Source organism: Polyangium sorediatum, from assembly GCF_029946465.1.
In the GTDB taxonomy this organism is placed as follows: domain Bacteria; phylum Myxococcota_A; class Polyangia; order Polyangiales; family Polyangiaceae; genus Polyangium; species Polyangium fumosum.
The window spans coordinates 42,599-58,993 of record NZ_JARZHI010000066.1 but is presented as its reverse complement, the minus strand read 5'-3'; the positions used below and the strand labels follow the sequence as shown (position 1 = coordinate 58,993).

The following is a 16,395-nucleotide window of genomic DNA, read 5'->3' as shown; positions in this document are numbered from 1 at the left end:
AACCCTGAACAGCCAGAGCGTCGCTTCGCTCCGATCACGATGGCGCGAAACGGGTGGTCACGATGGCGCGAAACAGGTGGTCACGATGGCGCGTAACGAGCGGTCACGATGGGCGGGATGCGCACTTGAAGAACACGAAGCGCGACGAACCATGCAGCGGAGCCGGTGCCCGCAAGCAGATACGACGCGACAGCAAACAAGGCCGCGCCGCTGAGCAGGACCGGCCGTCGGCCCATTTGGTCCGAAATGGGCCCGAACACGAGTTGTCCCGCGCCCAGGACGAGCATGTAGAGGCTCAACGTGAGCTGAACGATGGCCGGCGACGTGCCGAGGATGCCGGGCATGCTCGGCACCACGGGCAGGTAGACATCCATGGCCAGCGAGGCCAGCAGATCGAAGGGGGCCATCAGCAGCAGCGCTGCGGATAGCGAAACGTTCCAATTCGAGGATCTTGTTCGAGGCACGACGATACACCCGCGCAAATGGTGGACATTCGGCGGCGATCTGCCTCCAGGACGGCATGCGTCGAGTGATTGAGTGCAGATGGCCGCAGCAACGATTTCAGGGGTTGCTGCGGCTCACTCGTCTGCGGACGGGGTCGTCTCCATGCTTGCGTCCTGGCCATGCTTTCGTGGCAGGCGACGAAAGGATGACGGACACCGAGCCGTCCGTCGAGCACCACGAAGCCAGAGGCAGGGGCCCGGTGGCGCGGGCAGGGGTCCGCGCGGCGCCGCGCCTGTTTCTGCGTTCGTGTGGCTCGGCGTCGCGCCTGCTCTTGACACGGCGCGCGGGAACGTCCTAGTGTTGAAAATGATAATGAGAATCGTTTTCACTTCAGCAGAAAAGGCCGTTCCGATGAAGAATGTGGGTTCAGCTACTTCCTGGCGGCTTTCCGCCGGCATGCTCGCCCTGGCCCTGGTCACGGGTTGTGGCGGCTCGGAAGGGCAAAACGGCGACGAAAATGGGCCGCTGTACGCCATCACCACGCAGGTGCTCATCGCCGATCCGGTGGACAGCTACGTCATCGTGACGGACCAGGCGGAGCAGACGGCGTCGCTCTCGCTGGACAACGCCGTCCGGGTGTCCGGCCGTGCGCTCGGCGTGGGCATTCCCAAGTCCGGCGCGGTCTACGTCGTGAGCGACGAGAGCGCGACCGTGACCCGCTACACGCTCACGAACGCAGGGGGGCTGGAGCCGACGGGCACCGTGAGCTTCGATAGCCTGGGGGTGACGTCCCTCGGGGAGTACCAGGCCAACTTCCAATTCGTCTCGGAGACCAAGGCCTACTTCTTCGATGGGGCCACCGCGCAGGTCGTCGTTTGGAATCCCAAGGAGATGAAGGTCACGGGCCACATCGCGCTCGACGCGCTGATGATCCCGGACACGGTCATGGCCTTCTCGGGCGCAGCCATTCGACGCGACGGTCAGGTCCTCATGCCCGTGGGTTGGCGTCCCGTCTCGGGCGTGGGCATTACCCCCAAGGCGGGCGTGGTGTCCATTGATACGGAGACCGACGAGCCCACGATTGCGACAGACGATCGGTGCGGGTACACGCATGACGCTGCCGTCGGCCTCGATGGCAAGGTGTATCTCGCGACGGAGGCGTATGGAGCGGCGGTGCGCCGTGTGGTGGGCGAGGAAGCGCCCGCGCCGTGCTTGCTCAGGTTCGATCCCGAGACCCGCACCTTCGACCCCGCCTTTTACCGGACGCTCGAAGAGCTCGTGGGCGGTGGCACCGCGGGCACGCTCGTCCCAGGCCCGGAGGGGACGGCATACGTGCGCGTGCTCGATGAGACCATTGCCCCGGTTTTGGAAGGCACCCATCCCCGCACCATTGCGAGCGGGACGGGCTGGCAATGGTGGGAGCTCGAGCTCGATACGCTGACCGCGACGCAGAAAGCCAGCTTCCCGGCGACCTCGGGCAGCGTCTTTCTCTTCGAGTCGCAGAACCAGACCCTCTACACCGAGTTCGGCGAGGGCGCCGCGTCCACCACCTTGCGGGTGCTGGAGGACAACGGCAAGCCGACGGTGACCACGGAGGGTCTCTCCTTCTCCTTCCTCCAGCTTCGCTAGCGCGACTGCAAACGCAACACCGGCTCTCATCCCCTCTTGGAGATTCGATGCATTCTTTGTTTCGTGTCGTAGGTGTGTTCGCCATTTTGGCGTTAGGGTCGTCTCCTGCGCTTGCCGCGAGCGCGGGCATCACGGGGCAATCCGGCAAGAAGGGCGCGACGTGCATCACGTGCCATAAGGGCGGAGAGCCTTGCACCGTGGAGTTCGAGGGCCCCACGACCCTGGCGCCGGGGGCCACGGGCCAATACGTCTTCGTGATTCGGGGGGGCGCCGCAAAGACGGGAGGGATGGACATCTCCGTGGACCACGAGGAGGCCAGCCTGGAGACCGGCAGCAGCGGGATGAAGAAGCTCGGCGCCGAGCTGACGCATTCCGCCCCGCAGCCTTTCAACGCCGGCGAGCTACGCTTCGACTTCTCGCTCGTCGCGCCCGCGACCGATGTGACCCTTACGCTTTTCGGTGCCGGCAATTCCTCCAATGCGGACCTCCTCCCCGAGGGGGACAGGGCCGCAGCGACGAAACTGACGGTGAGGGTGGGCGAGGGGTCGCCCGTCGAGGTTCCAGATGGAGAAGGTGAGAATGACAGCGGCGGCGGATGTGGGACGGCTGGGAGCGCGCCCGTGTGGAGCCTCGTGATGGTACGCCTGGCGTCGTTCCGGCGCCGCCGCCCGCAGCGGTGAGAGGCGCACGGGGCCTGTTCCCTCTGCCATTCGTCGGAACTTGACCTCCGGCCTTTCGAGCCGGGGGTCATTCGTCTTTGGATTCGTCGAAGCCGAGCACGCGCATCCCGAACGAGGTCGCGAGGAGGATCGCCGTATCGAGCGGGACGCGGGCGCCCTTCACCTTGTTCTTCGCGGGATCGACGAAGAGATCCGAGGAGCGGGGGAACCGCGCGTTGCGAAGATCGCAACCGTCGAAGCGCGTCCCGGCAAAACGGCACTCCTCGAACACGGCGTCGGTGAAGTCCATCGACGCAAAGACCGACTCGGTGATGGCGCACCGCGTGAAGCGCGTCTTGCGCAGCGCGAGCGAGTCCATCACGGTATAGCGTAGATCGCAGTCCTCGAACGACACGTCGGGAAACTTTGCGATCTTCGTCCAGTTGATCCCGATCAGCTTGCAAGAGGTGAACGTCACGCCCCGCAGCGAGAGCATGGTGGGGTCGGCGCGGCTCAAATCGCATTCCTCGAAGACGCAGCCTTCGAGCCGAGCCCGCGTCCATCGGCTCTCACCGAGCTTGCAGCGTCGAAATGTGCAGTAGGAAAACTCGCGATCCCGGAGGTCCGCTCGTTCGAGCGTGAGCTTGTCGAATGTCTCGCTGTCGAACGAACTCTTGCCTTCGAATGGATTCATCTTCTCCACCAGCCGTGCGTGACCACGTGCGCATTGAGGGCAGCGGACCGCTGCTCGTCGTCGAGTTTGGTTGGTTCAAATGGCAGGTTGTACGATCGATTGAAATCCCACCCGCATTGGGCAAGGCTACTTGGCGAGCGCGCGAGGTGTCAAGCTGATGCGGAAGGTTTGGCCCGGTTCAGGGCATCGGCTCGTCCGATGCACCTGCGGCGCCAGGCCTTCAACCCATCGGAGCAGGATTCTGCTGCTGCGCCGGGCCGAACAACGTGTCGCCTTCGCCGCCGCCGCATGCCATGATGAACGAATGCGAAACGCTTACCATACCTTCCTTCTTGGTATCCTCGCTGTGCTCCCCGCCTGTGCCAACACCGAGAGCACCGCCTGCATGGAGATCGCCCCCAGCCAGCGCACCTGCCCCGCGGCCGCGGACGTGGATCCCGACGATCTCACCGTCAAGGATTGCGGGGTCGAGGTGACCGAGGTGATCGGGCAGGGCACGCGGGTGGATCAGGTGCCGTTCAACGGCGTGCCGCCCGAGCCCATGCCCGGCTGTTGTTATCCGGTCCTGGAAACCGAGCCGAGTTGCGTCTATGGTCGGCCCTTGAAGATCGAGGCGCAGGCCTTGCGATCGAGCCTCGTGAAAGACCCGACCTGGGCGGCGAGCCTTCTTCTGCGCCCGCTCTCGACGGAGGCCCGGCATGCGCTGGCCGAAAGGTGGTGCCGTGCGGCGCTGGACGAGCACGCGTCCATTGCGGCGTTCAGCCGTGTGGCTTTGGATCTGCTTCGGCTCGGGGCGCCGCCCGAGTTGATCGAGCAAGCCCACGTCGCCGCCCTGGACGAGGTTCGCCATGCCCGACAGGGATTCGCCATTGCCTCGGCGTTGATGGGATCGCCGGTGGGTCCGGGGGCGTTCCCGCTGGGCATGGAAGTGCCGCTCTCGGCGGGGCTCGCGGAGGTCGCGGCGGAGGCGGCGGAGGACGGCTGCATCGGCGAAGCGGTGGCCTCCCTGCTGGCCCGCGAGGCGGCGGCGATTTGCGAAGAACCCGAGATTCGAGCGGTGCTCTTGGGAATCGCAGAGGACGAGGAGCGGCATTCTCTGCTCGGATGGCGGACCGTGGCTTGGGCCTTGCGTGTCGGAGGTCCCGACGTGAGGGCCGCCGTCGAAAACGTATTCGCGCGCGCTGCTCGAATGGGCGTAGCGGTCCCGCTCATGGGGGATTGTGACGACCCGGCGGTGCTGGCCCAGGTGGGGCTGCTCGATCGCGAAGCTTCTCGGCGGGCGGCGCGTCGGGCATTGGCGGAGGTCATTCTTCCGGCGGCCCGCGCACTCCTTGGCAGCGCGGGGGACATGCAGAATCAGCTCGCGGGCGCGTAGCGGCCTGATCCGTCGCTCGCTCGAGCCGACGTCCCTCGGCAAGCCTCGACGTTCTCCGCAAAGGGGAGTGAGATGGTGGTTGACCTGTCCTTGCTCGTCATTCGATCCTCCGACATCGACGCTTCCAGACGCTTTTACGAAGCTCTTGGTCTCATTTGGCGAGAGGAGCGGCACGAGGGCGGGCCAAGACATTCCTCGTGTCGGGTAGGAGCGACGTTGCTCGAACTGTATCGGTCATGCACGTCCTCGAACCCCGCGACCATGATTTGCGCGTCCGGCGCATACGAATGATTCGACGCACCATTATACGCCTGCCCTTTCCAATTGAAGAAGTAGGCGTATCCAACGGGATGACCTTCGATGGACTCGATGGTCGCCGTGACGCCCGTGCAACAAAATGGCCCGATGTAATCATTCTCGTTCGATGTCGCTTCGTCGGGCAGCAGGAACGTCGACTGGACGAACGACGCATCCAGCCCGTCCGGTCCGGGGCAACCACTGGGCTCCTCGCCGAGCGGCGCGCCCTCACAGCCGAAGATCAACACGGACAAACCAACCAAGCACCACGTTGCAAAGCGCATGGCCCGTGCGGGGGCATGACGTGTGCCAGGGATGTACTACGCGATCCCGCGAGGAAAAACACACGCAGGTCGTCGAACGCATGACAGGGTGTCATTCGTCGCAACAATGAGCGACAGGTTGTCTCGGCAACCACGCGAGAGCCGTGCATCGTGACGAACCGTGAGCTCCCGCTCGCTGACGTGCCCCATTGCGCGCCGACGCCGCTTGGACCAAGCTCGCATCGCCATCATGGACGCACGTCTTCCGCCGAAGCTCCTCGACGATCTCGCACAAGCGCGCGAGACCCGATCATGGACGATCTCCGGCCCAAACAGCCGGATCAGGCTCGCCGACCGCATGGACGATAGCGACGAGCTTCCCAGCCTCGTGCCCTTCGGAACTGATGGCGGTGGTGGCGTCTGGTACTGCGATGTCGAGGACCACCTCGGCGGAGGCGCGGGATCGATCGTTCACCTCCACATGTCCGGCGGCTACGGCGACGCGCGGCGAGTGGCGCCGTCGTACGTCGAGCTTCTCGCGCGGCTCTCTCTCGGCTTCGACCCGTACGACCTGCCCACGCTCGACGAAGAAGCATCGGCCAACCCACCGCGCGCCGTGCGCGTCCCCGGCATCGAGGGGCTCGTCGACGTGAGGCGCATGCATGCGCGCACGCGCCGGCCCGCCGAAGTCGTCGCCGCGCACGACGTCCTCGCCGCCGGTTTTCCCGCGCGCGGCGGCGAGTCGATCTACCTCACCGACGAGGGACGCATCCACTTCCTGACGCTCGCGGCCCGCGCAGTCGTCGATGAAATTGTGTGCGCGGCGGGGACGCTCCTGTCGCTTCATCCGGTGACGGGACGTCCGTTGCGCTTCACGCCTGCGGAGCCGCTCGTGATCGATGGGCTTCCGCTCCGCGCGGGGCACGAGGTCACCGTGTACGATCCGGTCTTCTCGGCCTCCGTCTCCGGCGTGCTCGATCGCGATCACGACGTCGGCGGCGTTCCGCTCGCGGCCGAGACACGCGTCGTGCTCCAAGGCGAGGCGCGAGCGCTCTCGAGCGGAACGTTGCGCAGAGCGGCCAGGATCGGCGGAGCTTCCTTGGCGGCGGGGACGTGGTTCGAGCTGCTCGGCGACATGCTGTATCAAACGCGTCCGCCGGCAGGCGGATGAGGCGAAGGCCTTGGCCCAAGGTCGCTTCGAGGACGCGCGCGACGCCGCGTCGTGCGTTATCACAAACCCACGCTTGACACCTCCCGACGAACGCAATTGAGATCGACCCATGCGAGGACTCGTTGAAGGAAGATCCGTCATCGTCACCGGCGCGAGCAAGGGCATCGGCCGCGGCATCGCGAGGGTGTTCGCGCAAGGTGGCGCCAAGGTGCTGCTCGTCGCGCGGGATGGTCGCGCGGCGGCCGAGGTCGCTGCGGAGCTCGCGCAATCGGGCGCCGTTGCCTCGGCCTTCGCCGCCGACGTGAGCGACGAGGAGCAGGTCAAGGCCATGGTCGACGCCGCCGTCGAGCGCCATGGGGGCCTCGACGTGCTCTGTGCAAACGCGGGGATCTTTCCCGCCGCCCGGCTCGAAACCATGTCGCTCGCCGAGTGGCGCGAGGTCATGCGCATCAACCTCGAGGGCTGCTTCTTGTCGGTCCGTGCGAGCATCCCCGCGCTCGCGCGCGCCGGGGCCGGGCGCATCATTCTGACCTCCTCGATTACGGGGCCGATCACCGGATTCCCCGGCTGGTCGCACTATGCCGCCAGCAAGGCCGGGCAGCTCGGCTTCATGCGGACCGCCGCGCTGGAGCTGGCGCGGAAGGGGATCACCGTGAACGCGATCCTGCCGGGCAACATCGCGACCGAGGGCCTCATCGAGCTCGGCCAGGACTATGTCGATTCCATGATTGCGGCGATCCCCCTGCGGCGCCTGGGCAGCGTCGAGGACATCGGGCACGCCGCGGCCTTCCTCGCCTCGAAGGAGGCCGGCTTCATCACCGGACAAACCCTCGTCGTCGACGGCGGCCAGACGCTGCCCGAATCACTCGCGGCATTGAGTGATTGATCGCGTTTTCAACGACTGAAGTCTTGACCCTCGTCCTTGGATCCCAGGAGATCTCTTCATGAATACGTTCGCGCGAAGCTCAGCCGTCATGGCCTTGTTCTTGACGTGCTGTGTTTCTTCACCCGGTCCGGCCGAGAAGGGCCAGGGCCCGTCCCAAAACGAGGAGGCGAGCCTGCGCAAGCTCGTCACGGAGCAGACCGAGGCCTGGAATCGCCACGACGCGGCGGCGTGGAGCAAGTCCTTCGCTTCAGACGCCGAGTTCATCAATATCGTGGGGACGGTCTTCAATGGCCGTGACGAGATCGAAAAGCGGCACGCTATTGTCTTTGCCAGCGTCTTCAAGGACAGCCGGACGGAGGTGACGGTGAGGAAGTTGCGCTTCGTCGAGCCCACCGTGGCCGTGGTGGACACCGACCACGTGGTCATGGGGTATACAGGGCTGCCCCCGGGGGTGCAGGCGACCGAGCAGGGCGTGCTGCGCACCCGCATGCGCTACGTGATGAAGCAATCGGGGGGCACGTGGTCGATTGTCGCGGGCCAGAACACGGACGTGAAGCCAGCGCCGGCACAGCCGTCCCAAGCGGCCCCGGCGTCCACGGGCGGCTGAGCGGGCGCGAGCGGGGAGGGGATCAGCGAGGGTCTTCGGTGGCGTGCGTTTGCTTCGCGCGCCACCGGGCCAGCAGCCTCGCGAGCCAGGCTTCGCGCGCGGCGAGGCAGGCCTTGGCGATCTCCGACGTGGGTGCAATGTCGTAAAACCCGTGGAAGGCGCCGCCCCATACGTGCAGCTCGCAATCGCCGCCGGCAGCCCAGATGGCGCTGGCGTACGCCACGTCCTCGTCACGGAACACCTCGGCGGCGCCGACGTCGATGAACGTCGGCGGCAGGCCACGCAAGTCGGTGGCGCGCGCCGGCGCGGAGTAAGGAGAAACGTTTTCGGTGCCCCGCTTGTCGCCGAGCACGGCCGTCCAACCCGTCAGATTGCTCGTGCGATCCCATATGCCGGTGCCTTGATACTGGTGGGAGGAGACCGTCTCGTTGCGGTCGTCGATCATCGGGCATTGGAGCAATTGCCCGGCCAGCTTGGGTCCCTGCCGGTCGCGTGAAAGGAGCGTAGTGCCCGCCGCGAGCCCGCCGCCGCCGCTGCCGCCGAAGATGACCAGGCATTCGGGGTCGAACCGCAGCTCCTCGGCATGTTCCGCCATCCATGCGAGGCCGGCATAACAATCCTCGACGGGGATCGGGGCCGGGTGCTCGGGCGCCAGCCGGTATTCGACCGTGACGCCCACCGCGTCGTGTTTCATGGCCCAGTCCACGAGCGGATGGACCGCCGCGAACCGATTGCACATGACCATGCCGCCCCCGTGGATGTTGTAGATCCCGGGGCCGGGCTTTTGGTGGTCCTTGCGGGAGATCACCGAGACGACGATCTCGGCACCTTCGTAGCCGGCGATCGTGTGGTCGACACACTGGACGGGCAGGTCGCCGATGATCTCCTCGATGGTCGGCATCTTCAATGCGCGGAAATGCTCCAGGCGGTCGGGCGTCATGCCGACCGGCACATACCCCTCCAGGGCCGGGAGGAGCGGTGCGATTTGTGGGTCGAACGGGGGATTCGCGAGAGGGCGCTTCATGAAGTCTCCTTTGCGCCCAGTTGTAGCGGATGGCGCCTGGATGTCATGCCGCGACGGCCCGGCACCTGGACGACACGCACGAACCCAGCGGACGAACGAACCACACAGCCGTGCGCGACGCGAGGGCAACGTGGTGCACGCGCCCTCCGGCAGATGAACGGAATTCTGCGTCGGCCTCGAGGGTATGGGCGCCGGATCACCTCCGCCCGGCAAAGACCATCACCACCGGCGCCTGCCGGCTCCGTCGGAGCTCCTCCATCTCCTTGACCAGGAACGGCTGCGTCGTCGGATCGGTATCACACACGAGCAGCATCACGGGCCCTCGGTTCCACGCTCGAAGGTACATCTGGATCTGCCCCACGGCCCGCTGTGCCGTCGTCGTCGTGAGCCCCTTTTTCATTTCGATCAAAACCGAATCGCTCACCACGAGATCCGCGCGTCCCCGTATCCCCGAAGCGCGATCCCCGATCGGCCGCTCTCGCTCGGGGTTTGCCCCAGGAAGGTCACGGCGTAGCTTGCGATGGAGCGATGCCTGGTAGTCGGCCTCTTTTTCGGCTCCGCGCGGTTGCCACGTCACGAGGACTTTGATGAGCGCTTCCAGGACGGGATGTCCCGAGCGTCCCGCGAGCTCCAGGGCCCTCGCCTTGTCTGTACAGTCGATGAGGATGGGCAATCCCCGTGCAGCAGCGACGAGATGGTCCCGTTCCGCTGCATTCGGTTGAAGCCGCTGCGCCTCGGGGGACGAGTGAATCGACCACCAGCCGAGCAGCCAGCAAACCGCTCCCAGCGCCAGAGTGACCATCCCTGCAAACATCATCGTCTCGTCGAGCGATTGCGCTGTGCCAATGCTCGCATCGAACAGCTCGTCCGCGATGATCACGAGCAATACGACGATGTTGCGGAGCGCCAGGCCCACGAGCGAGAGCCCGACGAGACCTTTCCCGATCGCCGCTGCGCGCTGCGGTCCACTCGCGTCCCCGAACGCCGACAAGCCTTCGCGGATGGCTGTCCCTGCGCTTCGCAGCCGATCCGCCACGAGGCCGAGCGACCAGTTCCCGTCGTCATCGCGGAGCGCGCCGAGCCGCGCGACGAACAAGACGAAGAGGAGGAACGAAAAGAGGCCCGTCGTGATCGTCATCCCGAAGGGCGCGCGGGGGTGATTCCATTCCTCGATGGCTGTGACAGCGACGGTGAAAAACGCGACTCCACTCACCACGAGCGCGCGCTTTCCATACAGTGCAGCATCGACATCATCCGCCATTCCGAGAAACTTCTGCCCGAGATTGCCGATCTGCCGTGTTCCTTCGACGCCTGCGAGCATCGCGTGCGAGATCGCCTTGCCTGCGGCCTGCGCAGCTCGCGCGGAGGGAGGCAGTGGCGTCGCGGCGCCCGGCATCGGTGTCGCCCCCGGCGAATATACCGCAGCGGGAGGGAGGGGCGTGACGACCGGAGCCGCGTGATAGCTCGCGACCGGAACTCTGGCCGGCGGGGCTTGGTTTCCGTAGGTTTGTCCGTCGATGGCCGGACCGGGCATCCCCTGGAGCGCCGAGAAAGAGGGCGCGCTTTGCCGAACCGCGACTGGGACCGCAGCGATCGGTGTCGCCGTCGGCAGGAGATGTCCCACGACATGCACCACCGTGCAGCGAGGACACTGGACCGTACACTGCAAGTCCACCGTGGGAACGACGAGGATTTGACCGCAGCGAGGACACGGGGCGGGCGCTTGGTGGACCGGCTGCACATGGCCACGATACACGACAAACATGCTCGGGTGCGTATATTTTGTAAGGGGCAGTAGCAGGGGGCTTGACCGACGCGCAGAAGAGGGTGTGTGATGCCAGGTAGGACCCGATGATCCCCCCGCACCTCGGCCACGCTGCTTCGCCGAACGCTCCCCTTACGCCGCCCGGCGCTTCAGAGGAGAGCGCCTCGGGGTCGGGGATCTCGGCGTTTGCCGTGTTGGTCGGGACGAGCTTTCTCCTCCTCGCGATGTTTTTCGCAATGAGCTTCGTGGCCGTGTGGAAGCGCTCGGAGGCCGACGTTTTGCCGCCCGCGCCGGTTCCCATGGTCGTGTCCGGCAATGCCCCGGAAGTGCCTGCACCCGTCGAGCGTCCGCGGATGCGGAAAGCGGTCGTCAACATTCGACGGCCGGATCTGAAAAACGGCGTCTTGCGGACCCTCCCCGGGTTGGATACGCCCAGGGCTGCGTTCGTGCCTCATGGCACCCTCGTCGACGTGGGCCGCGCGAAAACAGAAGCGGGCCAGATGTGGTATCACGTGCGGGCGGTCGTGAACGGTGTGGCCTACGAGGGGTGGATGCACGCGGATATTCTCGATCCGGTGCCCTGAGCCGCCGTGCCGCAATGAACCTGGTGGTCGAGATGGCCGACGCACCGCGTTTCCCTGTCGCGACCGGCGAGCCAAACCCGTCACGATTGTGTGTTGTCGCGCAAACGGTTCTGCGCTACGTCACGCGATCCGAGTTCACGGTAGGTTTCGCTTCCCTCCACCATGACCCCCGTACGTTTCATCCACACCGCTGACTGGCAGCTCGGGCTTCGAGCGCACTTCATCCCGGGAGACGCCGGCGCCGTCGTGCGGAACGCGCGGCTCGAGACCGTGCAGAAGATCGGAACGATCGCCCGCGAGTTCAAGGCGGATTTCGTGGTCGTCGCGGGGGACGTCTTCGAGCATCACGGCCTCAAGCCCGACACCATCCGGCGCTCGCTCGACAAGATGCGCGACATCCCCGCGCAGGTGCTCCTGCTTCCTGGCAACCATGACCCGCTCACGCCCGAGGCGCTGTACCGGACGGCGTTGTGGAAGAAGGAGTGCCCGCCGAACGTCCGCGTGCTCGACTCGCGCGCGCCGATGATCCTCCGCGAGGGCGTTGCGCTCCTGCCATGCCCGCTCTTCGAGCGGCACGAGCTCGGCGACGTGACCGAGCACCTCACGGCGGAGTACGGGCCGCAGGATCACGTGCGGATCGGGGTCGCGCACGGGGGCATCAAGGAGTTCCTCGCGGCGCTCGTCGATGACGAGGAGACGATCCACAACGCGATCCCCAAGGACCTCGCGGGGCGCGCGCGGCTCGACTACCTCGCGCTCGGCGACTGGCACGGGCTCCTGCAGATCGACGAGCGCACCTGGTACTCGGGCACGCACGAGGCGACACGCTTCAAAGAGCAGAACCCTGGGAGCGTGCTGCTCGTCGAGGTCGGCGGCAAAGGCGAGCGGCCCGTGGTCGCTCGCCAACAGGTCTGCACGTTCCACTGGAAGCAGCACGAATTCACGGTCGAGACGGAGGATGAGCTCGAGCGGCTCGAACGCTTCCTCGACACGTACCAGGGCAAGGACTCGACGCTGATCGAGCTGACGTTGAAGGGCGCTCCGCGCATGGAGCTCCGCAGCCGCCTGGAGAACGACGTCCTCGCGCGCGCGCGAGACAGGTTCCGCTTCTTGCGGGTGCGCGACGAGAACCTGCACACGATCTTCGGCGACGAGGACATCGCCGCGCTACGCACGAGCGGGTGGATCGGGCGCGTCGCGGAGCGCCTCCAGACAGGCCTGCCCGACAAGCCGACCGAGGACACGGAGCGCGCGCTGCGGCTCTTGTATCGGCTGCACAAGGAGGCGTCGTGAGCCGCGCCATCCGCCTGGTCGAGCTGCGCGTCGAGAACGTCGGCACGCTGCGTGGTCCGATCCAGCTCGGACCCTTCGCGCCCGGGATCAACGTCATCAGCGGCAGCAATGAGGCGGGCAAGTCGACGCTCGTGGAGGCGCTGAAGATCGGGCTCTTCGAGCGTCACGCGACGAAGAACAAGGGCGTGATGGCGCTCCAGCCGCATGGGACGAAGCACGCGCCGGAGGTGCACATCGTGCTGGATTTCGAGGGCGAGCGGCTCCAGGTCCTCAAGCGCTTCATCGAGAAGCCGATGGCCGAGGTCCGGCTCGCGAACGGATCCATCCTCAAGGCGCAGGACGCCGACGACTATCTCCGGAACAAGCTCGAAGGCCGCGCACCGAAGAAGAGTGGTCTCTCCCGCGAAGACATGGGCGTGTGGGGGCTGCTCTGGGTGACGCAGGACGAGTCCGCGCACGCAGATCCGGGAGGCACGCTGGACGAAGAGGTGCGCGGCGCGCTCGCCGAGGCCGTGGGCCGACAGGTCGGCAAGGTCATGGGCGGCAAACACGGCGAGCGAATCCGGGCCCGGGTCCACGAGGAGCTGAAGCGGTTCTACACGCCGAAGACCGACAAACCGACCGGGGAGTACAAGGCGGCCCTCGACCGTAAGCAGGAAGCGGACGCGCACGTCACGCAGATCGAGAACGCCGTGCGGGAGGTGGAGGAGCTGGCGGCGCGGCTCCAGGCGCAGCGCGCGCGGCTCGAGGAGGCGGAGCGGCAGCTCCCAGCGCTCAAGGCGGAGCGGGAAGACGCGCAACGGCAGGCGAATGCGCTCCAGCAGAAGGAAGCGCGGTTGCGCGCGGCGAGCGCGATGGTCGACGCGGCGGAGGCACGGGTCGCGGCGCGTCAGCGGGACGCCGCGGCGCGCGTGGTCCTCGCGGAGGAGGCGGCGCAGCTCGAAGGGAGCGTGGCGCGTGCTCGGCAGAACCTCGACGCGCTGGAGGGCCTGCTCGCCACCCGCGGGCAAGAAGCCGAAGACGCGAAGGCGGCGCTGCGGCGCGCGGACGGCGAGTTCGGCGACAGGCGTGACGCCCTCGATTCGTTGCGGCAAGCGCTCGACCGCGCGCACACGCGGTCTGAAGTCCAGCGTGTCTCGGAGGGGCTCGCGCAGGCCGCGACGATCGCGTTCGAGATCGAGGAGGTGGACCGGGCCCGCACGAGCGGAGGCCTCGACGCGCGGAGCTACGAGGACATCGAGGAGCTCTCGGGGCGGGCCGAGACGTTGCGCGCGAAGCTGTCGATTGAGGGGACGCGGATCCAGGCTCGATCGGACGGGCGTGTGTGGATCGGCACGGGCAAGGGGATGGAGGTGCCCGCGCTCGGGAGCGTCGAGCTCGGGGCTGCGCAGCCGGGCCTCGGGCAAGCCGTGGTGCTTGCGAAGGAGGCCCGCTCCGCGCTGAAGGAGGCGCTCTACAACCTCGGCGTCGAGGACGTGCCGCGCGCACGGGAGCGGCGCGCGGCGCGCGAGGAGGCCGAGCGAGAAGCGGAGGTGTTGCGCCGGCGCATCAAGCACCTCGCGCCGTCGGGGCTCGACGCGCTCGCCGTCCGCGCGTCCCAGCGGGCCGAAGAGCACACGCGCCTGGAAGGGCGTCTCGGCGCGGCCCTGAAGGCGCAGGAGGAGCTTGATCGCATCCGGGCCGATCTCGCGCAGCACACGATTGACGCGGACGTGATCCAGGCGTTGCGCGCCGCCGAGAAGATGGTCGCGCTCGCGAGGGAGTCGCGGGGGGCGATGGGCACGGAGCTCCTGCTCCGGGCCAACTCCGAGGTCACCGTGCGGGTGGGGGACGAAGAGCCGTCCGTGACCCTGTCGTCCGGCGAGACGATCACGCGCCAGGTCACGCGCCCGACGACGGTTTCCATCGGCAACCTGGCCGAGGTCCTCCTCACGCCGCGCGGCGAGGAGCTCGTCCGGGCCACGGCGCGCCTGGAGAACGCCGAGCGCGCGTTTGCCTCCGCGCTGCGCGTGCACGCGGTCGAGTCGCTGGAGCAGGCGGAGGTGATGGCGCAGGCCCGCGACGCGATTGCGCGGAAAAAGACGGCCGTCGAGCAGCGCCTCGCCGAGGCCGCGCCGCGCGGGCTCGACCTGCTGCGCACCGAGGTGGACCGGATGCAGCGCGAAGCCCAGGCCGCCGAGACCGAGCTCGCGGCGGCGCGGGAGGCGCTCACCCGGCAGGCCGAGGTCGAGGTCGTGCTCGGCGCCAATTCCGTGAGCGCGGCGAAATTCGCGCGGCTCCTCGAGCTCGAAGAGGCCCTCCTCGCGCGCGAGGCGACGGTCACGACGAAGTCTGCGCGCCTGCGTGGTTTGTCCGGCCTGCTCGCGGGGCGGGAGCTCGTCGTGGGAGAGCCTTTGCCGATCGAAGATATCTCCGGCGGGCCGGGGTGGACGGTGATCCCCGGGGAATCGAGCGAATGGGTGAGGCTCGAAGAGGCCGAGCGCGCGCTCGACGAGGCATTCCAGCGGGCGCAGGTCGCGGACGTGAGCGCTGCGAGAGCGCGGTGGGCGGCGGCCCGGGACCTCGTCGGCAAACGCGAGCGGCTCGTCGCAACGCTGAAGCTCGTGGCCCCGGACGGCCTCGAAGCATTACGCGGGCGCAAACGCGCGCTCGAAGCGGCCGCGACGATCGAGGGGCCCGCGGGGGAATCGGAAATGCCCGTCGAGGCGCTCCGGCAAAGGATCGAGGCCTTGGAGGCCGATCTCTTGCCGCTGGAGGCTGCGCAGGCGTCCGCGAAAGAGCACGCGATTGCGGCCGAGAAGCTCGAGAGGGATTGCATGCACGAGGTCGGGGAGCTCCGCGGCCGGTGGAGGGCGTTCGAGGCCCAGCACGAGAGGCGCGCCGGGGAGCTCGTGGGATCCCGGAGGGAAGAGCCCGACGCCGTGCTCGAAGCGAAGCTCGAAGAGGCTCGTCGCGAGCTCAAGGAATCAAGGTCGAAGGTCGAATACGCGTCCACGGAGCTCGCGGCCGCGACGCCGGAGCTCCTCCGGGATGAAGAGACGCGCGCGCAGTTTGCCCTGGAGTCACACGAGGGACACCTGCGCAAATTGCGGGACGACGTGAGCAGCTTGCAGGCGCTGCTCGCCAAAGCCGCGGCCGAGGGCCGGTTCGAGGACCTCAGCGAAGCGAAGGCAGAACAAGCCGCCGCCGCCGAGGCGCTCGTGCGGGTGGAGCGGCAGGCGCGCGCGGCCCGGATCCTCTGGGATTTGACGGAGGAGGCCTATACCGATGCGCAACGTATCTTCCTCGGGCCCGTGCTGAACGAGGCCGCGCCTTACCTGAACAACCTGAGGCCCGGGACCGAGCTCCGGATGACGCAGGATCTTCGTCTCGACAAGGTGGTTCGTCGCGGGATGGAGGAGGATTTCGGGCAGCTCTCGGGCGGGACACGAGAGCAACTCTCGGTCATCGTGCGCATCGCGCTCGCGCGGGTCTTCGCGAAGGACCGGCGGCCGCTTCCGCTGATCCTCGACGATACGATGGGCTGGACGGACGACGCGCGGTTTCTCTCGATGGTGCGGATCCTGCGGGATGCGGCCAAGGAGCTGCAAGTCATTCTTCTCACGTGCCACGGGACGCGGTTCGACCGGCTGCAGCCGGAGTATCGCGTGGATCTCGATGAGCTTCGTCGCAATGCCGCCGCAGAAATGATCTGAGCCAGGAGC

12 protein-coding genes and 1 pseudogene are annotated in these 16,395 nt (G+C 67.1%); 9 read left to right on the top strand and 4 right to left on the bottom strand.

Features of this window, described 5'->3' with window-relative positions:
- Positions 1-125: 125 nt before the first annotated feature.
- A pseudogene (locus tag QHF89_RS40365) lies at positions 126-407 on the bottom strand (MFS transporter); the annotation flags it as partial.
- 493 nt (positions 408-900) lie between these two features.
- On the opposite strand from QHF89_RS40365, the gene QHF89_RS40360 reads away from it, so the two are divergent.
- Positions 901-2,073 carry a hypothetical protein gene (locus QHF89_RS40360; protein ID WP_284721555.1) on the top strand — a complete coding sequence of 391 codons (1,173 nt, stop codon included), beginning with the start codon at positions 901-903 and terminating at the stop codon, positions 2,071-2,073.
- 47 nt (positions 2,074-2,120) lie between these two features.
- Complete coding sequence (locus tag QHF89_RS40355) at positions 2,121-2,753, top strand: MXAN_6652 family MXYO-CTERM-anchored protein (protein ID WP_136972419.1); 633 nt, start codon at positions 2,121-2,123, stop codon at positions 2,751-2,753.
- A gap of 67 nt (positions 2,754-2,820) precedes the next feature.
- Here the strand turns inward: QHF89_RS40355 and QHF89_RS40350 are convergent, their stop codons facing one another.
- Entirely contained in the window at positions 2,821-3,426 is a 606-nt protein-coding gene (locus tag QHF89_RS40350) for a pentapeptide repeat-containing protein (protein ID WP_136972420.1), read from the bottom strand.
- 130 nt (positions 3,427-3,556) lie between these two features.
- On the opposite strand from QHF89_RS40350, the gene QHF89_RS40345 reads away from it, so the two are divergent.
- From QHF89_RS40345 to QHF89_RS40330, 4 genes are all read left to right on the top strand, one after another.
- Complete coding sequence (locus QHF89_RS40345; RefSeq protein ID WP_136972421.1) at positions 3,557-4,801, top strand: ferritin-like domain-containing protein; 1,245 nt, start codon at positions 3,557-3,559, stop codon at positions 4,799-4,801.
- 810 nt (positions 4,802-5,611) lie between these two features.
- Entirely contained in the window at positions 5,612-6,532 is a 921-nt protein-coding gene (locus tag QHF89_RS40340; RefSeq protein ID WP_136972422.1) for an SMI1/KNR4 family protein, read from the top strand.
- A gap of 109 nt (positions 6,533-6,641) precedes the next feature.
- On the top strand, positions 6,642-7,418 hold the full coding sequence (gene fabG, locus QHF89_RS40335) for a 3-oxoacyl-ACP reductase FabG (protein WP_136972423.1): 777 nt from the start codon (positions 6,642-6,644) through the stop codon (positions 7,416-7,418).
- A gap of 58 nt (positions 7,419-7,476) precedes the next feature.
- Positions 7,477-8,025 (top strand): SgcJ/EcaC family oxidoreductase, encoded by a 549-nt coding sequence (locus QHF89_RS40330; protein WP_284721554.1) that lies wholly within the window; start codon positions 7,477-7,479, stop codon positions 8,023-8,025.
- Between the two features lie 22 nt (positions 8,026-8,047).
- Here QHF89_RS40330 and QHF89_RS40325 read toward each other — a convergent pair whose 3' ends face one another.
- Positions 8,048-9,049, bottom strand: a complete 1,002-nt coding sequence (locus tag QHF89_RS40325; RefSeq protein ID WP_136972424.1) for an alpha/beta hydrolase — start codon at positions 9,047-9,049, stop codon at positions 8,048-8,050.
- 196 nt (positions 9,050-9,245) lie between these two features.
- Positions 9,246-10,370 carry a PDDEXK family nuclease gene (locus QHF89_RS40320; RefSeq protein WP_284721553.1) on the bottom strand — a complete coding sequence of 375 codons (1,125 nt, stop codon included), beginning with the start codon at positions 10,368-10,370 and terminating at the stop codon, positions 9,246-9,248.
- Between the two features lie 680 nt (positions 10,371-11,050).
- On the opposite strand from QHF89_RS40320, the gene QHF89_RS40315 reads away from it, so the two are divergent.
- The 3 genes from QHF89_RS40315 (at position 11,051) to QHF89_RS40305 (ending at position 16,386) form a co-directional block, all read left to right on the top strand.
- Positions 11,051-11,398, top strand: a complete 348-nt coding sequence (locus QHF89_RS40315) for a hypothetical protein (protein WP_136972426.1) — start codon at positions 11,051-11,053, stop codon at positions 11,396-11,398.
- 162 nt (positions 11,399-11,560) lie between these two features.
- Positions 11,561-12,691: a metallophosphoesterase family protein gene (locus QHF89_RS40310; RefSeq protein ID WP_136972427.1), complete on the top strand. Its 1,131-nt coding sequence runs from the start codon at positions 11,561-11,563 to the stop codon at positions 12,689-12,691.
- Positions 12,688-16,386, top strand: a complete 3,699-nt coding sequence (locus QHF89_RS40305) for an AAA family ATPase (protein ID WP_284721552.1) — start codon at positions 12,688-12,690, stop codon at positions 16,384-16,386. The genes QHF89_RS40310 and QHF89_RS40305 overlap by 4 nt, the downstream gene beginning before the upstream one ends.
- The last annotated feature ends 9 nt before the right edge of the window (positions 16,387-16,395 follow it).

What these genes read in the sequence shown, in the direction of transcription:
- QHF89_RS40360 (WP_284721555.1), top strand. Translation starts at nt 901, where the DNA reads ATGCTCGCCCTGGCCCTGGTCACGGGTTGTGGCGGCTCGGAAGGGCAA.
- QHF89_RS40355 (WP_136972419.1), top strand. Translation starts at nt 2,121, where the DNA reads ATGCATTCTTTGTTTCGTGTCGTAGGTGTGTTCGCCATTTTGGCGTTA.
- QHF89_RS40350 (WP_136972420.1), bottom strand. Translation starts at nt 3,426, where the DNA reads ATGAATCCATTCGAAGGCAAGAGTTCGTTCGACAGCGAGACATTCGAC.
- QHF89_RS40340 (WP_136972422.1), top strand. Translation starts at nt 5,612, where the DNA reads ATGGACGCACGTCTTCCGCCGAAGCTCCTCGACGATCTCGCACAAGCG.
- fabG (WP_136972423.1), top strand. Translation starts at nt 6,642, where the DNA reads ATGCGAGGACTCGTTGAAGGAAGATCCGTCATCGTCACCGGCGCGAGC.
- QHF89_RS40330 (WP_284721554.1), top strand. Translation starts at nt 7,477, where the DNA reads ATGAATACGTTCGCGCGAAGCTCAGCCGTCATGGCCTTGTTCTTGACG.
- QHF89_RS40325 (WP_136972424.1), bottom strand. Translation starts at nt 9,049, where the DNA reads ATGAAGCGCCCTCTCGCGAATCCCCCGTTCGACCCACAAATCGCACCG.
- QHF89_RS40320 (WP_284721553.1), bottom strand. Translation starts at nt 10,370, where the DNA reads ATGCTCGCAGGCGTCGAAGGAACACGGCAGATCGGCAATCTCGGGCAG.
- QHF89_RS40315 (WP_136972426.1), top strand. Translation starts at nt 11,051, where the DNA reads ATGAGCTTCGTGGCCGTGTGGAAGCGCTCGGAGGCCGACGTTTTGCCG.
- QHF89_RS40310 (WP_136972427.1), top strand. Translation starts at nt 11,561, where the DNA reads ATGACCCCCGTACGTTTCATCCACACCGCTGACTGGCAGCTCGGGCTT.